This window comes from Coleofasciculus sp., assembly GCF_046565525.1.
GTDB lineage: Bacteria > Cyanobacteriota > Cyanobacteriia > Cyanobacteriales > Coleofasciculaceae > Coleofasciculus.
The window spans coordinates 22622-43016 of the sequence record NZ_JBKHUP010000046.1; the positions used below are offsets into that span (position 1 = coordinate 22622).

Here is a 20395-nt window from a genome sequence, read left to right on the forward strand (position 1 = left end):
CCTTCGTTCGCTCGTAGTAGGCACTTTAGTACCCTAATCGCTTCAACACTTACCCTAAAATTCTAAGCAACATTATCCGACATTGGGGATTAAGCAAAGGGCGACCCGATAAATTGAACAAATACACCGCTAGTTTAACTTCAAATGACACGAAAACCTCACGATCAATTTGCCAAGCAATACCTAGAGGAATTATTAGCCCCTCTAGGAAACGTCGAAACCAGTCGGGAAATATCCCCCGAAATCCGCCAAGTTGATGTTTGGTTTGTGCCAACACCATCACCAGCAACAGCACCCGAAAACCTGGGATTACTGGGGCGAATGGCAACAACCGCCTGTCTATTGGAACCCTTCCGCAATCCACCCAGCCCCGCCGAGATACTCGACTGCCAAAGCAAGTTAAACTCAGTACGCAGTGAAATGCGGCGAAAAGCCAGACGAGAACGGACTTCATTTCCCGAAACCGATTGGCCCCACTTGTGGATTCTCTCACCCTCTTGTTCCACAAGATTATTAAACGGATTTGGTGCAAGACTGAATCAGTCAGGAAACTGGGGAGACGGTGTATATTTTCTGCCAGAGTTCCTGAAAACAGGATTAATCGCCATCAACCAACTGCCTGTCACTGAAGATACACTATGGTTAAGGGTTTTGGGAAAACGCGGAACTCAGAAGCAAGCCATCGATGAATTGGTTGCTTTACCCCAACAGAACCCCTATCGGCAGACAATTTTACAGATTCTGGCAAACTGGCGTATCACTATCAACGAAAGCGACAATTTAAGTGAACAGGACAGGGAATTGCTCATGAACTTATCACCAGCTTATTTAAAATGGCAAGAAGAAACCTTAGAACAAGGCAAGCGGCAGGGGATACAAGAAGGCAAGCTTGAAGGGCAACGCCAAATGGCGGAAAACTTCCTGCGAGTGCGATTTGGGGAACTTGACCCCGAATTAGCCAGTGCGATCGCACCCATGTTACAATTACCCCCTCAAGAGTTGACTCGGCTGTTATTTAACCTTGAACGTGAGGAACTCTTACTCTGGTTTGGTAATCTGCCGATTCAAGACGATACCTCACGACAAGAAACCGTAGAACGGTTTCTGAGAGTACGATTTGGGGAACTTGACCCAGAATTAGCCAGTGCGATCGCCCCCATGTTACAGTTATCTCCTCAAGAGTTAACTCCCCTACTCATTACTCTTTCCCGTGAGCAATTGTTAGAGCGATGTTCTCTCCTTTGAGAGCGCGATTAACTTCCTGAATTGTTGTATCCAGTGATTCCCTTAATCTGGCGCGTAATTCTTCTTTAGCAAGCATCGTTTAGAGAGAAAAGTGAGAGTTGTTCAAATTTAGGTGTTTTGAGTTGGACAATCTTATTTTCTAAGATACAATCCATCACCCACCCAGCCATAACAGGAGGAATGGCATTTCCGAAAAGAGCATATTGATCATAGATAGATATCCCAGCACAATGTTCATCTGGAAAGCCCTGAATGCGAGCATATTCTACATTAGTCAGACGGCGGAACTGATTGCCAATTTTATAACGCTCATAGTGCCGACTCGTTGTTGAAGTAAGCGTAGGTGCAACACCATCAATACCAAAGACGGTATAACCCATTCGCGCTCCTCCACTTTGATTGTAGAGAATTTGTACACCTTGAACGAAATCATTCACTGGGGTACTATTTTGTAAACGGTCTAACGTAGACTCAGTAAAATCAAATTGGCTATCGACATCTGACTCAAGGACTGCCCGTAAGGGTACAATAGGTGTAGCTGGATAAAATTGGGTAAAATCGTAGCCGAAAAAACGACCGGCTTGTGCTAGTCCCCACGTCGGAAATCTAGTGCCGTGGTCTTTGATTTTTGTCCACCATTCAACATTAGTCAGGGTTTGAAACGTTGAGTAGGATAACTCAGCGATATTTTCAGTTGAGACAAGTCGGATATTGGGTAAATTATCCTGTGTATCCTTTTCTAAAGCACCTAAAATGACCACTCGCTGACGATTTTGAGGTAAACCAAAATGCATAGCGTTGACCAAACGCCACTCAATCCTATAGTCTAAATGAGCTAACTCATTGAGTATCGTGGCAAAATGCGTCCCTTCCTCCATAGACAGTAAGCGTTTAACATTCTCTAAGATAAAAAACTTGGGCTTGTGGTTTTGCAGGACATCAATAATCACTTGAAAAATATGACCGCGTGGATCTCGAATTCCCTTTTTTTTGCCAGCACTACTGAACGGTTGACAGGGAAAACCAGCCGTTAACAGATCATGAGGCGGAATTTTATCAACGACTTGATAAATATCACCCGGATGTAGTGATGTATCTCCAAAGCGATCGCGGTATACTTGACAGGCTTTCGGACAACGATCATTTGCCCAGATTGTGCGTAAAGTTCTCTGATCCGCTGCTATCCGGAATCCTCCAATCCCGCAAAATAACTCAACGGTTGTACAGATAGGTTGCTGAGGCATAGAATGAAGGTAAATGGTACTCTTGACAAAGGATAAATGACTCATCCCCTTAATTCCTTGGCATCTGCCAAAATGGGATTAATATCAAACCAAGACTCGCCGCGATCGCGATATTCAAACACCAACCGACTATAAATTAATTTCTGATACCCATCACCCCCACTTACTTTCTTCCGTTCCCGAACTTTTCGCAGTAACCCCCATTCGTGATCATCAATGGGAAGCGTCATTTCATTGCGACGGATGCGAATCAAAACCTCTAACGTTTCACGAGTCAACCGCCCTTGTTTGAGATCCTTCTTCAACCACTGGATCAACAGTTGTAATAAATCCCGCACATGACCACCACTGACGCGACACAAGCGGTCTAAACTATCCGGATGGTCAAAAATGTCATTCACGCGATTTAATCGCCCTTGTGCGTCCAAATCCGGCAACGCTCGCGCCAATACCATCTGTCGCAGCAATGCCATCCCTTCGGTGCAGTCACTCCCATCTACCTGCTGCACCTGTACCATGGGCAAAACTTTGGGTTCTTCCTTGTATCGCTGGGTTAACCGGGCATACTCATCAGAAAACTTTAACGCCAAGGGCATGGTATAAACCAGATGGCAGTTAAACTTTTGCAAATATTCCGCCTGATCAATAAAAATATATTCCTGTTGCGATCGCCCCCAACCTTTGGTTTGACCCTCAACCCGATCCAGGTTATCCACAATCACAACTAACCCCTGCTTCCCCTGCTGTTGCAACTGCGCGATCGCAGGTTCAATTAACTCTTGATTAATCGCCGCTAATAACTCAGCTTTCTTGGGTCCCAAAAACTGATTCAGTCGTTCTCGCAATCCCGAATCCGCTCGTGCTTTAGCCGTAATCTTACCAATCCCGAACGCCAAAGACAACGCCCCTTTATCATCTGCCTTCATCTTCACATCGGGAACCCCTGGCATTTTCGGCAAGCCTAACTCCACCTCGGATAAATCATACTCCGTCTGCAACAATTCCGCCGTGCGTTTCAGTAACTGCTTCAATCCCTTGGGTTCAGCGATCGCCACATCTGCTAAACTTTGACTAATCCGCCGTGCGATCGCCAGTAACACATCCGCAATATCCACATCTGCCATTTCCAAGTCATCACTCGACTCAAAATAAACCACATGGAACCCCTGCGCCTCCAATTCCGCCTTCAGCCGCAGTAACTCCGTGGATTTGCCACACCCGATATGTCCAGTAAACAAATCACAACTCGGCTGATTGGTATAGAATATCGTAATATTCTCCTTCAACTCCTCAATAATAGTCCCACCCCGGACAGGAGAGAAATCGATATAATATTTGCGATCATCCGGATCAGCGATATTAATCGTCTGACCGGGATTTGTCGCCTTAAAAAATGCTAGTAAATCTACACTCATACCAAAACACTGATTTCACTGATTTATAGCAGAGATTGGGGTGGAGGTGGGAGAGTTTTGTCACACTGATGACACAGAGGTGTTAGTTATCAATGAGCAAAGGATAAGGGTCATATTGATATCATTTTCCCATCAATACCTTTTCATATAGTTCCCCCGCCCGTTTCCAGGTATATTTCTGCTCAACCAGCGATCGCCCATTTTCTGAGAGTTGCTTGCGAAGCTGACGGTTCTCAAATAACCGACTCACGGCGTACACATATTCGGCAGTTTCATTTGCCCGTAATGCCCGCAGGGGGACATCTCCGCCATCGACGGGCAATCCTTCTAAGCCGCGATCGCTCGCCACCACAGGCACACCTGCTGCCATTGCTTCTAGGGTTTTGTTTTTAATCCCATAGCTAGTCCGCAGGGGAATCACACAAACTGTTGCTTTATGCAAATAGTCTACGATTGAACTCACCTGACCTGCCACCGTAATTCTCGGACGTTCCTGCAACTCTAACACCTCAGGTACAGGTCTGGCGCCCACAATTTCTAGGGTTGCTTCTGGATACCGTCGTAAAATCTCTGGAAACACGTCTAAGCTGAAGAAACGCACCGCATCAATGTTTGTCGGGCTATCCATAAGACCCACAAACACTAATCGATGTCCTCCAGGATCAGAGACACGCTTCGGAAATTGCTTAAAATCGACCCCATTGGGAACTAATGTGATCTTACCCTCTGGTTCGTAATCCTCAATCTGACGCCGATCGGTGGGAGTAGCGACGACAATATTGGTAAACTTGCTGCAATATCGCTCTTCATAGCGGCGCAGTAGGGGTAAATTTAATTGCTCTCGTAGCTGCTTATCCGCTGGTTTCCCGTCTAACTGATGGCGCTGCTTCCGATAGAGGGAACTATGAATATTGACGACGGTTCGCAACTTCTCTCGCCATTGGGGGCGAACATAAATTTCATTCATACTATGTTCGCAGGTAATGACTTCAAAGTTTCCTGACTCGATTGCCTGATTAACCCATTCCTGCATCTCAGGAGAGTAGTGCTTCAAGACACTCTGAGGCGTTCCTTGTTGCAAGAATGTACTCAAGCGCTGCATTGTTGATCGCAGTCCGCCGTTGCTCTCTGAGAGGTTGGGTTGAGGGAAAACGACGAGTTCTTCGACCCACTCCTGCAATTTTTCTAAGTTAGTCTCTGGAATATCATCAGTGCGTTGAGTCACCAGGGTAATCTGATGACGCTCACTGAGCGCCTTGAGTAAGTTAAATGTTCTAACCTCAGTTCCGCTGCTGGTGGGTGGATAGGGAAATTTGGAAGAAAGGATGAGAATTTTCATAAAGCTTCAGATTCCCGCTAAAATAGTCATAAATTCGGTTTTATCGGGATTAATGATGAATTGAGATGGCATTTATTAAATTTTCCTAATGGATTATATCTATTTCATCAAACAGCTTTACCTGATTATATAAGCATTTTCAGATTTTAATCATAAATTATTTATATAGATAATTTATTGTTAATTTTTGATCACAAATTATTGATTGCTCATTTCTTGAGGCGGATATCTTTACGCGAAAATTAAATCTATTTGTACGCCCCTCAAGATGTTGGCGCTTTGTGTAGGCTGTGCTGTTCTCACTACTCTATCAATCCCTTCTGCCCTAATTGAATCAAGGGCGCAAGAGTGGTGCCCCCACGCACGGGTATTTGGGGTAGGTCGTTCACTTTCCACAAATGACTTGTTCATAAAGCTGGGCAGCTTGCTCCCATGTATAATTATTCTCAATAAACTGACGCCCATTTTGTGATAATTCCTGTCTCAGTTGAGACTCTTCAAATAGGCGAGTCACAGCATCGACATACTCAGAAACCGAGTTTGCCCTCAATGCTCTTAGTGGTACATTGGGACTATCAACCTCAAGTCCTTCCAAGCCGCGATCGCTCCCTACCACAGGTACGCCCGCAGCCATTGCCTCTAGGGTTTTGTTCTTGATCCCATACCCCGTTCGCATTGAGACAACGCATACCGTGGCTTGATGTAAGTAGTCTGCCATAGAAGGAACCTGTCCCGTTACCGTAATACCGGGACGATTTCCCAGCGCCAATACATCAGAGGTTGGACGTGCGCCAACTAGGCTTAAGGTTGTGTCTGGATACTGTTGTTGAATGGTGGGGAATACCTCTAAACTTAAGAACGTCACTGCATCAATATTGGCTAAATTATCCATCGCGCCGATAAAAGTCAAGCGATGTCCACCGGGATCAACAGTTCGATAAGGGAATTGGCTAAAGTCTACACCATTGGGAATCACGGCAATTTGACTGGAGGGATTAAATGCCTGAATCTGTTGGCGATCATCATCCGTTGTAACCACAATATGGGAAAATTTAGCACAGTAGCGCTGTTCATAGCGATAAAGCAGAGGCAGATTCAAGCGATCGCGCCAGAGATTTTCACTTGTACCCGTTTGCAACTGATTACAGCACGAGGCGTACACCGAACTGTGGATATTGACAACTGTTCGCAGTTGTTCTCGAAACTCCGGACGCACATAAATCTCGTTAACGCTATGTTCGCAGGTAATCACATCAACCTTACTCTCCTTGACACACTGATCAACCCAATCTTGTAGTTGTGGAGAATAAATCGAGAGGACGCTGGGAGGAATCCCCTGCTGTAAAAACTGACCAAAGCGCTGTAACTTTCCCCCTACTCCACCCTTTAAATGGGTTTTTTCCGGACGGGGAAATACGACTAATTCCGCCACCCATTCTTGCAACGCTTCGATTTCTGTATCTGTGACATCATCCGCCCGTTGAGTCAGTAACCTAATTTCATGAAGCCCACTCAGGTGCTTGAGTAAATTAAATGTTCTAACCTGGGTTCCTCCTCGGGTAGGGGGATAGGGGAACGTAGCAGAGAGCATGAGGATTTTCATTATTCGTCATTAGTCATTGGTTATTGGTCATTTGTTACCGCTATTGCTATCTGTTCAATCTACATACTTAATTCATTTTCGATATGCCCAATAATTCTTAAAATCAAAACTAGGTCGGGGCGGGTTTTGTCACATTCATTGTGAGGTTAGAAACGATAATAGTGAAACCCGCCCCTACACAAATTTCACAATTTATTACTTTTTACTTATTTCTTTTTTCTTCAACCATCATCCGCACAATATCAGGCATTTTATACTGGGCTTGCCATCCGAGTTTTTCTCTAGCTTTGGCAGGATTCCCACGACTGACCGCTAAATCGGTCGGTCGGAACAAACTCCTATCCGTTATTACATAATCTTGCCAATTTAAACCGACGCAATCAAATGCCGCGACCACAAATTCTTCTAAAGTGTAACTCTCTCCTGTGGCAATCACATAATCATCGGGTTCCTCTTGTTGCAAGATTTTATACATCGCCTCGACGTATTCAGGCGCCCATCCCCAGTCTCGTTTAATGTCAACATTGCCCAGATACAGCTTTTCTTGGCTACCTTGGGCAATCCGAGACACTGCCGAAACAATCTTTTGTGTCACAAATCGTTGGGGTCTAAGGGGAGACTCGTGATTGAAAAGAATCCCCGAACAAGCAAACAAGCCGTAAGCTTCCCGATAATTTGCAACTTGCCAAAAGGCAGCTGATTTTGCCACCGCATAAGGACTTCTGGGGCGAAATGGGGTTGTTTCATCAGCCGCTTTTGTACCAATATCCCCAAAACATTCACTCGAACCCGCATTATAAAATTTAATGGGTTCACCCGTAAAACGAATCGCTTCTAAAAGATTTAACGTACCAATAGAAATACTTTCTAGGGTTTCTACGGGTTGCTCAAAAGATAACCCCACTGAACTTTGTCCCGCCAAGTTATAGACCTCATCCGGTTTATTTTTCATCAGGACTTGCAGAACGCTGCGAAAATCGGTGAGGGCGGCGGATTCTAGTTTCACTTGGTCACGGATACCCAAACAAACTAGATTTTTAAAAGACGACATTTGAGCATCCCGTGACGTACCACAGACGCTATAACCTTCATTGAGGAGTAATTTAGCTAGATAAGCCCCATCTTGACCCGATACGCCGCAAATTAGTGCTTTTTTCATGATTCGTCATTTGTCAATTCAAAACTAGGTTCCCTTGAGCGAAGCGAAGGGTCAACACTCTCGCACTCAGTCAGGGCGGGTTTAGTTACATCTGGTGCAAAGGAAACGATAGTAGTGAAACCCGCCCCTACAGACACGCTATGGCACGTCTCTACATTGCTCCTGTGCGCCTGTGTTCCCCGTTCCCTCATAATTCAGCTCTCATCTTTGGGTTTGATTAGCATAGCTTGAATGGCGGCACTTAAGTAACCAATCTGCCCATAAGCATAAACTAGATTATCAAACCGTTTAGCTGGGTCGGTAAAATATTTCGCTGATTTGTAGAGTCCGCGCACAATTCGCTCTCCTCCGCGTCCGAGTTGACCCATACCTGTTCGACCAACAAGTTCTTCCCGGTAACATTCACTAATCCCTTGCCACCAGCCACGCTGCAAAAACCAGCTCCGTTTGAGGCGTTCTGGGGCAACATTGTGGGCGGCGACAGCATCGGGGATATAGGCGACTTGCCAGCCCTGTTTGAGGGCGAGTTCAGTCATGTACAATTCTTCGTTGGATAATAATTTTTTGCCTTTGCGCCCTAGATTGGGATCAAAGCCGCCAATTTGTTCCAAGAAGGTACGCCGGATGGAGTAGTTTAAGCCTCTTGGGGTTAGACCGGGTTCTTTGATATAAACTACGCTATCTCCGAGATCATAAAGTCCGAGATTGCCTGCGAGTTCTGGGGATATCCAGTTGGGGGGTTCGACGCCGGGGGGCCAGATTAGGGTGACTTTACCGCCAGCTATTGCTAGTTTGTCATTCTGTTGATAGGCATCTAGGAGAACGCTCAGCCATTGGGGACTAGCGACGGCATCATCATCTAAATAGGCGAGAATAGGAGCAGTGGTTTCTTTTGCGCCGGTATTGCGTGCCACGGAAAGACCGATGACGGGTTCGTAAACGTATTTTAGCTGGGGATGGGAGATTCGGGCTTCAACAATCTCACGAGTGCGATCGCTAGAGGCGTTATCGACCACTACAACTAAAAAATTATCACAATCTTGGGCTAATAGGCTATCGATGGCAGCGCCTAAGTAAGCATCTCGGTTGTGAGTACAGATAATCGCAGCAATCTGAGGCGTTGGCATAACTATCGGGGTGAGTCGTCGCTAGGGAGTCTAAATAGAATGGTACTGAAAATTTACATTTTGGGAGCATCAAAACCCTTGATATACTGTCGGGTGGGCCCTTGCGAAGTCGAAACCCACCAGCATACCAGTCAGTGACATTCAGTCTAAATAAGTAGGTAGGCACAATAAAAGTTAACGGTGGAGAACTCGCTTCGCGAGGAGCAAGCTACGTCCTTTTTAAGAGTTTGAGGCTTATTTTCATAACTTAATACGGTTAAGTTTATTGCCACCAACCTCCTTAGCTCTGTTGTAACACAAGAATCCGGCACATCGGCAAATAGGCGTTACAGGATAAGCGATGGTGCAGGCTCCCTCGCGATTTATCCGAGGGATGAAACCGAATGAATTTCGACAAGCTCAATTGCCCCTCGGCGTTTAGCCTAGCAACTTTAGTTGCTTTTCTCCTTTCTCGCTGTGTTATACTAAACGATAATGGTAAAATCCACCCCTACACCCTTAAAAATTTAAAAAATCTTTACAGCCACTCAATTTCATTCGCTTTTTCATCCAGGTGAGTTTGTTGTTGTCCGATGTCACGATACCAGCCGCCGTACAGATTAATGGGAGTCTTAATTACATCCACAAAGGAGGCTTTGCCTGTAATAATTTGTCCGCTAGTTATTGGTAATTCTTTGAGCAACCAACGACTGATTAAATATAAAGATTTTTTTGAGGTTAATTTTGGTTGAAATTCGACGCCGTGCAGTTCGTGTAAGTATTTATTAGAGCGCCCATAGCGTTGCCATTGGCTGCGGAATTCCCGTAGGTTGGCGCGGTGGCGGTGTTGAACAATGGCTTTTTCAGCAAAGTTAAGTTGCCATTGAGTCTGGCGCTGAATTCGCCAACAAATATCAGCATCTCCACCCGTTGTCATGTAGGGACGGAATAAGCCTACCTCTTGTAATGCTTGGCGACGAATGGCTAAATTAGCGGTTTGACCGTAGGGGCAAAAAGGGTGTTCTATGGTATGTTTTTGGCTTAAGATTCCTTGACGTTCAGCATGTTTTTCGAGCCAATTTTTACCGGGTAGGGCGGAAATTTCCCCCACGACTAATCCGATTTGGGGATTGGTAAAGGGTTGAACCAAGAGACTCAACCACTGGGGAATGGGGCGACAATCGGCATCGGTAAAGGCTAGAATTTCACCAGTGGATGCTTTTATGCCTGTATTGCGAGCCGCGTAGGAACTTTGAATCTGGTTTTCGCTGAGGGGGTGAAGGGTGATACCTTGAGCTTTGGCGTCTTGAGCGGCTTGTTGCAGTATCTCAGGTGTGCGATCGCGGCTATTATTGTCTACGAGTAGGTATTCTACCTGATCCTTGGGGTAAGTTTGGCAGAAGAGACACTGGATTAAGTCAGGTATGTCGGCTGCACCGTTGTAGATGGGGACAACTACGGATACCTTGGGGACAAAGGAGGGATAGGGTTGGCTATCGGGGGTGCGATCAGAACACATAATTTTATACGATTTAGCTCAAGGCTGGTCACATTTTAGCAAGGGGTTGCCGTCAGGGCTTTATTTAAATGAATCGTTAATTAAACTTATGAATTAGTAATTTTTCGAGCAATTTAGTACAAGACATCAAATGTGCGATCGCGGCTATTATTGTCTACGAGTAGGTATTTTACCTGATCCTTGGGGTACGTTTGTGAGAAGAGACACTGGATTAAGTCGGGTATGTCGGCTGCACCGTTGTAGATGGGGACAACTACGGATACCTTGGGGATAAAGGAGGGATGGGGTTGGCTATCGGTGGGTGGTGCGATTGGGCGGGGTTTATACTTTTATCAGGAATTGGTATCCAACTATACCAGTATCGAGTCAGATCAGTTCCTAGCATTGCCTGGACTACTTCTAAGTGTATTCGACTTCAACCACGCTTCCCCAAAATGGGTTAAGCTATTGAGAAACTGTTACAGTGAGGACTTTTATCTATGCCATCCTTTGGTATTTATACCCTAGCTAATGATGCAGTTTATGACCAACTTGTTGCCTTACTCAACAGCATTGAGGTGAATGTCAGTCCTGATATTCCAGTTTGTGTGATTCCCTATGACGAACGACTCGAACGAGTAAAGCCGGAAGTTGATTCCAGAGCCAATGTCACACTGTTTGATAATCGGGAATCGATTCAACGTTGGGAAGACTTTGCCACACAGGTTTGGGCAGCTTATCCAGCCGCCAAAAAGAAGGCGATTACTCGCCCCCCCTGGGGCAAAGGTCATCATAGAAGGTTCGCGGCTTTTGATGGGCAGTTTGAAAGGTTTGTCTTTTACGATGCTGATAGTCTAGCCATGAAGTCGGTGGAGGATGTGTTGGAAAAGTTAGACGCCTATGACTTTGTGTTTGATGATTGGGAACACAAGAAATCGATAGATTCGGCAGCACTGGATATTCCTCTGATTGAAGGAAGTGGCATTTATAAAGAAGAACAGATCCGACCCAAACTGCATTGTTCTAGCTTTTTTGGTTCAAAGCAAGGAATTTTTGATGAACGAGAACTATCACTTTTGAAAGAGCAGCTTATTGAACGGGAAGAAGTAGCTTGGGTATCTCGTTGGTGGGATGATGCATTTTTGTTTAATTATATGACGCTTCGGTGCGATCGCCCGTTATATAACTTCACGCTCAGCCCCAACGGGCAAGATCGTACAGGTAACTGCGCGGATGCCGATTCCTTCGCGAATATTGATCAGGTTCTCTATAATGAGCAGGGATTAAAGCCGATTCATCGCATTCACTACATGAACTACTCGTCTAAGGATTTCGCCCGTTTGTGTAAAGGAGAAGATGTTGATATTCGTTACAAAGATGTATTTCTACATTATCGTTTCATGAAACAACCCGATCAGAAACCTAAGCAGCTAAAACCAGCGAGTTTATTCGTGAAGACCAACCGAAATTTGCAAAAATTTGTGCAAAAAGTTAAGAAAATATCTGTCAGTTGATTTGGTATACTATTATTAATTATTGATTATGAGTAGCTCGGCAAACATCACTGTCCTTAATGAAAACTCACAGCTAGGAAATCTCTTTAAGACTGTAGTCAAGGGCGGCTATTGCATAGGCTGCGGTGCATGCGCCGCAGTCAGCGAATCTCCAATTCAGATGCAGATGGACGAGTACGGCAAGTTCACTGCTACTATTAATCCATTAGCTGAACAGTCGTCCTTTGATCTTCCCGTGGAGGCTGTATGCCCATTCTCAAGTCGCGCACAAAACGAAGATCAGATAGGTCAGGAACTGTTTGGCAAAGACTGTCAATACCACAACAAAATCGGCTATTATCAAGCTACCTATGCAGGTTTTGTGTCTGAGGGAAATTTTCGCGATCGCGGCAGTTCGGGTGGAATGGGTACTTGGATTGTGACTAACCTAATGCTGGAAGGTTTGGTTGATCGAGTGATTCACGTCCAGCCTCGTCACCCTTCTGAGGATGATCCTAGGCTATTCCACTACCAAATATCCACGACAATCGAACAGGTGAAGCAGGGGGCAAAGTCTCGCTACTATCCCATTGAAATGTCTGAAGTTATTCGGCAAGTCCGAGAACAACCAGGACGCTATGCCATTGTCGGGATACCCTGTTTTCTCAAAGCGGTTCGTCTCCTGATGCGTCAGGATGCTAGATTAGCGGAACGGATCAAGTTTTGTGTCGGGCTAGTTTGTGGTCATCTCAAGAGTAGGCGGTTTGCTGATATGTTTGCATGGCAGTGTGGCATTGAACCGGGTAACATTCTAGAGTTCGACTTCCGTAAGAAGATACCCGGTAGAAATGCTAATAGCTATGGAATTGAGGTAGTGGGACTAAAAGAGGGTCAGGTAGTTACTCAAACCAGTCCAGTTGATCAACTTTACGGTAAAGATTGGGGGCTAGGCTTTTTTAAGTACAAAGCCTGCGATTATTGTGATGATGTGGTTGCTGAAGCAGCAGATGTTAGTGTTGGTGATGCTTGGTTGCCTCAATATGTTCGGGACAGCCAAGGTACAAACGTAGTAGTTGTCCGCCATCCGAAAATCCGTGAGTTATTGGAACAAGGGATGGCGACTGGCAAGTTAAAGCTTGATTACATTGATGCTGAAGAAGTAGCTCGTTCGCAGGAATCAGGATTCCGTCATCGGCGGGATGGGTTAGCATATCGTCTCCTCATAACCAAACGTCGGGGTGAATGGTATCCTCCGAAGCGTGTTCAGCCTAGGATTGACCGTTCCAGACCTTTATTCAACAAAGGGCAAAAGTTTCGTGTTTTGTTAGTACAACAAAGTCATATTGCCTTCAAAGAGGCAGTAGAAGCTCGTGATTTTTCTCTATTCGTTAAGAAGATGGAACCTTTAGTTGAGGCATATAGAGCATCCTATCATCCACCTAAATGGATGCAAAGGGCGCAGCGTGCTAAGCAGTTTTTGAGGAGATTAATCGGTTAGCCAAATCAAACATAGGAAGGTAAAATTCAGGCATTTATTAGAATTATGAAAGAAGAAAATCAATTGATGCTCTCAGTAAGAAATAGGCAGAAAGACATAGAAGAATTTGTTTATCTAAAACTTCTGCCGAAGGTATTTCAAGAAGATATTCGTAAAACAAGACATTTCCGTGAATGGTTTAGAGTCCCCATGAATTATCCTAGAATCATAGAATTACCGTTGACAATTGAACTTCTTGACTTAAATCCTAATAATTCGATTTTGGATATTTCTAGCCCCAAGCTATTATCTTTGTATTTAGCAGAAAGGGGGTATAATCAAATCACAATATCTGACATAGAAGATTATTTTATGGAAGATTTCAAAAAATATTCAAAAGCATTTAATATATCACCTAAAATTGATGTATTTGATGCGACAAATATACCTTACAAAAATAATACGTTTGATAAGGTTTTTTCTGTTTCGGTCTTAGAACATATACCAGATTTTGGAGATGTAGAAGTTGTTCGAGAAGTGCTGCGAGTGCTTAAGCCAGGGGGGTGCTTCGTATTCACATTGCCAGCTTACCATGCTTACTTAGAAGAATGGCTAAAAAAACCAACATTTTACTGGGCATCAAAAAAAAATCAAGAAGGAGATACATTTTATCAACGCCGCTATCATTACCTGACAAGAAATCCCGAAGATAAGAATATACGACAAGTGGCAATAAAACTCTTCCGTGCTGTGTAGAATCCAAAGAGCATGAAACGACTAATACTATCCTGGTTACTAACAATTTACAACACTATTTTGCGCCTAATGCGAACTGTGGGACTCCTTCAAAGCGTGGAGTCATCTGCTCTCGTGTTACCCGCAGCGGCACCCGGTAATCTTGGCGATGAAGCTTTGGTGGCTGCAACAGTCAATTATCTTCAGCAAAAAGGTGTAAACCACATTGGTTTAATCTCTTACAATCCTGATCGCCAGTGGGGAGGCTTACATTCAGTCAATGAAGTTATTGACATGAAAGACTATTTCTCTTATGGTTCATGGCGTTCCTGGAAAGCTTTGTTCCGCCTTGTGCCTATTATTGTCAGATATGAGCAATTTTATTGCCTTGGTGCTGACATGATGGATGGTTATTATTATCCTCCAGCTACGTCTAAAATGCTGAGTATGATTTCAGTCGCCGCGTCAATAGGACTTGATACTACTGTTATTGGGTTCAGTTTTAATGAAAAACCAACACCTGATTCTGTGCAAAGTTTGCGGAAATTGCCATCCAATGTCAAATTATGTGCGAGAGACCAAATTTCCCAAGAACGATTGGTTAAACATACAGATAGAGCCATTAAACTTGTAGCAGATGTAGCATTTCTGCTGCCTCCTTCTGTAGAGTCCGAGGCTGTTTCCGAAATTTGGGAGTGGATTGCTCAACAACAAAACAATGGTCGTATTGTAATAGGCTTCAATCCTTACAACCAACTCACTGAAGGGGCTGGTATTCAAACCTTTGAGCAGCTTGTTAGAATCTATGTCGATACCTTAGTAGAACTGTATTCAAAAAATCAAACAATTAGTTTTGTTTTAATTTCTCACGATTTTCGGACTTACAAAAACAAGTTCAGTGACCTTGCCATAATTGAGGCAATTTTCAAGGCACTTCCTGCCGAAATCCAGTTTCCTTCTCAAAAAATAAGCGCAACTTGCACAGCAGCTAATATCAAAGCTATAGTTGGTAAGCTTGATCTGGTTCTAAGTGGTAAATTTCACCTTTCTATCGCTTGTTTAGGTCAACAAACACCAGTCGGCTGTATTACATATCAGGGAAAATTTGAAGGTTTGTTTAAGCATTTTGAGCTAGAAGGTATGATGATTGAGCCACAACAAGCTCTTCAGTCAAATAATTTAGTTAAATTTTTGGTGCCCCTGATTGAAAATAGAAAAGATATTTGCCAGCAAATTCAAGCAAAATTACCTAAAATTCAAGAACTGGCACGCGCCAACTTTGTGTAAAGAGTACAGGGTATTTTCAAGTTAGTCTTTGAGGATTATAAAGTCAATAATGCTATTCAGCATATTGCTTAATTTAATCTTTTGCCTTCAAAATAAATCTTGAATAACCTGATCTACCTTTCTCCCAACAGCTTCCCAGGAGTACTCTGACTTGACCAGCTCATAGGCAGAACGAGCTAGTTTCTCACCCAAGGCAGGCTCTGCCCAGAGTTGACACACACCCTCGACGATTGCATCAACTTCATTCCGAATCAGCAAATGTTCCCCATCCTTCGCTTTCAACCCCTCAGCCCCCTTTGCCGTGCTGACGACTGGACAACCAGCCGCAAAAGCTTCTAGGATTTTCAGACGAGTGCCTCCCCCCTGAAGCAGTGGCACAATCACAATGCTAGCAGCAGCTAGATACTGCAGTACATCTGGAACCCCTCCTGTGACTATGATTCCAGGTTCTCGTTTGGCAGCTTCCTGCATCTTTTGATTCGGATTGCGTCCGACTAACAAAAGACGACAGTCCGAGTCAATCTCTCGTAAGCGAGGATAGATTTGGTCTATAAGTAATTCCGCCGCCTCTGTATTGGGTGCGTAGGAGAGTAAACCCACAAATAATAAGGTTCGGCGAGTATCTTCTAATCCACTGGGAGGGCGGCATTGACCCAAGCGCACAGGGTCATACTGAGCCACATTCATCCCATTGGGTATAACCTGAGTATGAGATACCGTTCCATATAAGGTCTTTATCAGGGAAGCGTCATCATCACTGCATACCCAAACTTGGTTGGCTTGACGGACGAAGTCGCCCTCAATGGAGGTGAGATGGGAAAGCTGAATAGTTGCTTTCGCTCGTGATCTGAGACCCTCAAATGAAGGATATTTCTGCTGAAAAAGCGGTGCTTCTATGTTATGCTCGTCAAAAATAATCCGACATTGATGGCGCTTGACCACACTCAGGTAGGGATAGAGCCACACCTCCTCAAAAATTACCAGATCAGGCTGAAATTTTGTTAAGAGTTCGTCTAATTCCTGAGCCGCCCTATTGGAATAAGCCCAATCCGCATCTGGATGTCTGCGGCGGCGCAGCCACCACAACCGACGTTGTCGATTTTCCCAACCTGAGCGTTGTGTGGTAACATTAGTATGCTTCCATAGGACAACACCGGGTAGAGATGAGTGCTTAGGAGTCCAGTTTGAAGCGGAGAAAACGGCAACAAGACCAAACTTCATCATGATGTTGATGTTTTGCCAGTTCCGTAGAGATACTCCACCCTTGGGTGGGTACGGCACTTCCTTAGTGATGAAGAGAGTCCGAATCGAGGGAGCGATCGCCAAATTATACCTCCTTGGAGAACCTGCTCATATTTTAGGCTGAATCGCATTGAGGCTAATGTGAGTCCAAACTATTGCAGTTTGCAGAATTCTTTGCTCAACTCGATAAAATTATACCAAAATTTCGCTACAGAAAGAGTGTAACACTTTGTGTGTCTATCGAACCCAGTAGGAGGTAAAGCGCTGAAAATCTCACTAAGCCTGATTTGATTGTTGAATTTTATCCTTTATTTCAAAGGCTATTCTAATCTATATAAATCGATTATTTAACTTACTGGATTGACTATGAAGCGTGTCAATATAATAATGGTAGATAATAACTTTGGTTTAAGTCGAGACGCAGGTATTCTCACTGAAATCTTGCAAAAGTCTAATTTCAAAGTTACTGTTTTTGAAGTCGGCAAATCTACACTTGACCATAAAATTCAGCGTCTATCAACCTATGTCGAGCGGTTTACTAGCGAATTGAACAACAAAAATCCCCCCTATGATATTAACCTGTTTTTAGAGTATGTTATCCCCTCTTGGTTTCCTTATGCTCGCCTCAACTGTTTAATCCCAAATCAGGAATGGTTCCGAGACGAGTGGCGTCCTTTTTTAAATCAGTTTGACTACATCCTTTGTAAAACTAAATTCGCCCAATCCATTTTTGACAAATTAGGCTGCCAAACTAAATTTATTGGCTTTACCAGTCTTGACCAATTCAACCCTCAATCCAGCAAAAATTGTGATAAGTTTTTCCATCTGGCAGGTAAAAGCGCTCAAAAAGGCACAAATACAATTATCAACCTATGGCGGCATCATCCAGAGTGGCCCCCCCTAACTATCCGGCGGAATTGGCAAGAGCCTGACTCAATGAGTACAACTAATATTGAGTATATTACTCATTATCTGGATGATACAGTATTAAGGGAATATCAGAACAGTCATGGTATTCACCTGTGTCCTTCAGAAGCGGAAGGTTTTGGTCATTTGATTGCCGAAGCGATGAGCTGTCGTTCAGTAGTAATTACGACCAATGCACCACCGATGAATGAGTTGATCGCAGCAGATAGAGGGATTTTAGTGGATTATTCTCTGGCAAATCCCCAGTGTTTGGGGATCAATTATTACGTGGATTCCCAGGCATTAGAACAAAAAATAAACGACGTTTTAGGAATGGATTACATGACAAAAAAAAGATTAGGCGATAATGCTCGTGATTGGTATCAACAGAATGATAGTTTTTTTCGGCGCAGAATTGTTGATGTCCTCAATAGTATTTAAATGAATGGCAAAAAATGGCTTGGCATCAGGTTAGCCATGTTACGAAGGATAAAAGAGTGATTTGTAACCGGGCAAAACTCAGATACCTCTGCTCAAGCTATTCCCTGTAGCCTAGTCCCTATTCCCTTACCGAATCTATTATGTCTAAAGTTAGTGTTTGTATTCCCACTTACAACCGTGCCAACTATCTGGTTAATTCGGTTAATAGTGTTCTGAGTCAAACCTATAAAGATTTTGAGTTAATTATTTGCGACGATGGTTCAACTGATGATACACCGACAGTTGTCAGTCAGTGGGATGATTCCAGGATTCGCTATGTTCGCCATGAAAATAATATAGGGCGCAGTAAAAATATGCGTTCTGGATTTGATGCCGCACAGGGAGACTATTTTATCAAATTTGATGACGATGATGCCCTGACACCAGAATTCCTAGAAAAAACGGTGGCAGTATTAGAGGCGGAACCAACAGTGGATTTTGTCTGTACAAATCACTGGGTTATTAATAAACACGGCAATCGCGATGAGTCAGCGACGAAAGAGAATGCAGCGAAGTGGGGAAAAGATAAGCTGAAGCCCGGTATAATTCCTGATTTAATGCGGCAAACGTTTCAATATCAAAGTTTGCAGGTGGGTTCAACGCTGTTTCGTCGCGCCTGTTTGCAGGATGTGGATTATATGCGCCCAGAAGCCGATGGTTGCGAGGATTTTGATTTACTGGTAAGATTAGCGATCGCGCAGAAGCAGGGGTATTTTTTGCCAGAGTATTTGATGGAGTATCGTTTCCATGGGGGACAGACAAGTTTAAGGCAGAATTTGCATTTTCTCAAGGCGAAGGTTTTTTGTATTGATAGTTATCGATTTCCAGATCAGGAATTAGAGAAACTAAGGATACAAAAATTGGCATGGACAAAAGAAGCTTTGGGGTTACGGTTAATTGAAAATGGGGATACGGTTCAGGGACGCCAAATGCTGCAAGATGTAGCGGAAGTGATTGGCAGTTCTCGGAAAGCGCAATTGGGAGTAATTTTATCTTATTTACCCCTCAGTTTACGCCATGCGGCGTTGCAAGTGTTTCGTCAAATGCGTCCGAAAGATTATACCGATCAGGTGCGAGAAGTGGGTTAAGCCTTTCTGGGGAATGGAGAGTGCGATCGCACAGTTTGTAGTAAGCGCTTCAGCGCTGCTAGCACTAAAGTGCTGACGACAAACCTAACTGATGAAGCTAGGATGGAGTTATATCCTTTGCCGATGCCTTCGTGATGTTAGTAGTGGGAACATCTTGTTCCCTAAAATTTTGGACGTTAATTAAATTAGGTTGATTATATGGACGTTAAAGAACTGAAGTTTCTCTTGAAACTATTGGGAAAACAGGATTATCGAGCATCGATTACGGAACTTAAGCCAAATTCTAAAACGTCAGCTTCAGAACGCGATCGCATCTGTCGTCAGCTACGGGAACGGGATTTGGTTGGCTATAGTGAGGAGATTCAAAAGCTGAAAATTGCCCCTCCCGGACAATCCCTGCTGAAACTAGATCCGGCGGGATTACCCATAACCCCGCAAGAGTTGAAAATTCTCCAAGCTTGCGAGAAGGGCGCGATTACTCCCGGCAAAACCAACATCACCCCAGCTAAAACCCGACAGGCACTCATCGATAGTTTGGCACATCGGGGGTTTATTGAGCCGGCACAGACACGGATTAAAGATGTCTGGCTGACGGAACCGGGGAAGGAGTATCTACGGGAGGAATACACGCCTCTGGGTGCGGGTAACCTAACCATGACTAAAGCAATGCTGGCAGATTACCTGCGCTTTATGCGGAAATTCCTGCGCCGAGAGTTACAAGCCGTTACCGCGTCACCAACGCCAGCGACAGCCGCCTTGACAAGTAGAGACGTGACATGGCGCGTCTCCAGTGATGAAGAGATTTTACAGATAATTCAAGATTTAGATCGGCAATTGGGGACAGACAACTATTTGCCGATTTTTTATTTGCGGGATAAGTTACAACCGCCCCTATCTAGGGAAGAATTAGATCAGGCACTCTATCGCCTAGAACGGCAAGATAAGATAGAACTTAGTGCTTTACAAGAAGTGAGAGCTTATACCCCAGAACAAATTGAGGCGGGAATTCCTCAAGATATTGGGGGATCATTGTTCTTTATCATCGTGACTTAACATCAATGGTACTGACTGGCATGCT

General features: G+C 44.2%; 17 protein-coding genes. 8 read left to right on the top strand and 9 right to left on the bottom strand.

Annotated features, from left to right (window positions below):
* Positions 1 to 144 precede the first annotated feature (144 nt).
* A complete protein-coding gene (locus ACLGGO_RS17490) occupies positions 145 to 1245 on the top strand; it encodes a hypothetical protein (RefSeq protein ID WP_446420263.1) in 1101 nt (366 codons plus the stop codon).
* 65 nt (positions 1246 to 1310) lie between these two features.
* Here ACLGGO_RS17490 and ACLGGO_RS17495 read toward each other — a convergent pair whose 3' ends face one another.
* From ACLGGO_RS17495 to ACLGGO_RS17530, 8 genes are all read right to left on the bottom strand, one after another.
* Complete coding sequence (locus tag ACLGGO_RS17495) at positions 1311 to 2534, bottom strand: DNA cytosine methyltransferase (protein ID WP_446420264.1); 1224 nt, start codon at positions 2532 to 2534, stop codon at positions 1311 to 1313.
* On the bottom strand, positions 2531 to 3904 hold the full coding sequence (locus tag ACLGGO_RS17500) for an ATP-binding protein (protein ID WP_446420265.1): 1374 nt from the start codon (positions 3902 to 3904) through the stop codon (positions 2531 to 2533). Before ACLGGO_RS17500 ends, ACLGGO_RS17495 begins: the two co-directional genes overlap by 4 nt.
* 121 nt (positions 3905 to 4025) lie before the next feature.
* Positions 4026 to 5243 (bottom strand): glycosyltransferase family 4 protein, encoded by a 1218-nt coding sequence (locus ACLGGO_RS17505; RefSeq protein ID WP_446334337.1) that lies wholly within the window; start codon positions 5241 to 5243, stop codon positions 4026 to 4028.
* A gap of 385 nt (positions 5244 to 5628) precedes the next feature.
* Positions 5629 to 6846, bottom strand: a complete 1218-nt coding sequence (locus tag ACLGGO_RS17510; protein WP_446420266.1) for a glycosyltransferase family 4 protein — start codon at positions 6844 to 6846, stop codon at positions 5629 to 5631.
* Positions 6847 to 7048: 202 nt separating this feature from the next.
* On the bottom strand, positions 7049 to 8008 hold the full coding sequence (locus ACLGGO_RS17515) for a GDP-mannose 4,6-dehydratase (RefSeq protein WP_446420286.1): 960 nt from the start codon (positions 8006 to 8008) through the stop codon (positions 7049 to 7051).
* Between the two features lie 191 nt (positions 8009 to 8199).
* Positions 8200 to 9132 carry a glycosyltransferase family 2 protein gene (locus ACLGGO_RS17520; RefSeq protein ID WP_446334335.1) on the bottom strand — a complete coding sequence of 311 codons (933 nt, stop codon included), beginning with the start codon at positions 9130 to 9132 and terminating at the stop codon, positions 8200 to 8202.
* 517 nt (positions 9133 to 9649) lie between these two features.
* A complete protein-coding gene (locus tag ACLGGO_RS17525; RefSeq protein ID WP_446420267.1) occupies positions 9650 to 10630 on the bottom strand; it encodes a glycosyltransferase in 981 nt (326 codons plus the stop codon).
* A gap of 113 nt (positions 10631 to 10743) precedes the next feature.
* Positions 10744 to 10941, bottom strand: a complete 198-nt coding sequence (locus ACLGGO_RS17530; RefSeq protein ID WP_446420287.1) for a glycosyltransferase — start codon at positions 10939 to 10941, stop codon at positions 10744 to 10746.
* A gap of 168 nt (positions 10942 to 11109) precedes the next feature.
* On the opposite strand from ACLGGO_RS17530, the gene ACLGGO_RS17535 reads away from it, so the two are divergent.
* From ACLGGO_RS17535 to ACLGGO_RS17550, 4 genes are all read left to right on the top strand, one after another.
* Positions 11110 to 12123 carry an Npun_R2821/Npun_R2822 family protein gene (locus tag ACLGGO_RS17535; protein ID WP_446420268.1) on the top strand — a complete coding sequence of 338 codons (1014 nt, stop codon included), beginning with the start codon at positions 11110 to 11112 and terminating at the stop codon, positions 12121 to 12123.
* A gap of 28 nt (positions 12124 to 12151) precedes the next feature.
* The gene (locus ACLGGO_RS17540) at positions 12152 to 13600 is read left to right on the top strand and encodes a Coenzyme F420 hydrogenase/dehydrogenase, beta subunit C-terminal domain (RefSeq protein ID WP_446420269.1); all 1449 of its coding nucleotides are present in this window, start codon (positions 12152 to 12154) and stop codon (positions 13598 to 13600) included.
* Positions 13601 to 13645: 45 nt separating this feature from the next.
* A complete protein-coding gene (locus ACLGGO_RS17545; RefSeq protein WP_446420270.1) occupies positions 13646 to 14335 on the top strand; it encodes a class I SAM-dependent methyltransferase in 690 nt (229 codons plus the stop codon).
* A gap of 114 nt (positions 14336 to 14449) precedes the next feature.
* Positions 14450 to 15601, top strand: a complete 1152-nt coding sequence (locus ACLGGO_RS17550) for a polysaccharide pyruvyl transferase family protein (RefSeq protein ID WP_446420271.1) — start codon at positions 14450 to 14452, stop codon at positions 15599 to 15601.
* An 87-nt stretch (positions 15602 to 15688) separates the two neighbouring features.
* Here ACLGGO_RS17550 and ACLGGO_RS17555 read toward each other — a convergent pair whose 3' ends face one another.
* The gene (locus ACLGGO_RS17555; RefSeq protein WP_446420272.1) at positions 15689 to 16927 is read right to left on the bottom strand and encodes a glycosyltransferase family 4 protein; all 1239 of its coding nucleotides are present in this window, start codon (positions 16925 to 16927) and stop codon (positions 15689 to 15691) included.
* A gap of 303 nt (positions 16928 to 17230) precedes the next feature.
* Between ACLGGO_RS17555 and ACLGGO_RS17560 the strand changes: the two genes are divergently transcribed.
* From ACLGGO_RS17560 to ACLGGO_RS17570, 3 genes are all read left to right on the top strand, one after another.
* Positions 17231 to 18190: a glycosyltransferase gene (locus tag ACLGGO_RS17560; protein ID WP_446420273.1), complete on the top strand. Its 960-nt coding sequence runs from the start codon at positions 17231 to 17233 to the stop codon at positions 18188 to 18190.
* Between the two features lie 140 nt (positions 18191 to 18330).
* Positions 18331 to 19317 carry a glycosyltransferase family 2 protein gene (locus ACLGGO_RS17565; RefSeq protein ID WP_446420274.1) on the top strand — a complete coding sequence of 329 codons (987 nt, stop codon included), beginning with the start codon at positions 18331 to 18333 and terminating at the stop codon, positions 19315 to 19317.
* A gap of 198 nt (positions 19318 to 19515) precedes the next feature.
* The gene (locus ACLGGO_RS17570; RefSeq protein ID WP_446420275.1) at positions 19516 to 20370 is read left to right on the top strand and encodes a hypothetical protein; all 855 of its coding nucleotides are present in this window, start codon (positions 19516 to 19518) and stop codon (positions 20368 to 20370) included.
* Positions 20371 to 20395: the final 25 nt, after the last annotated feature.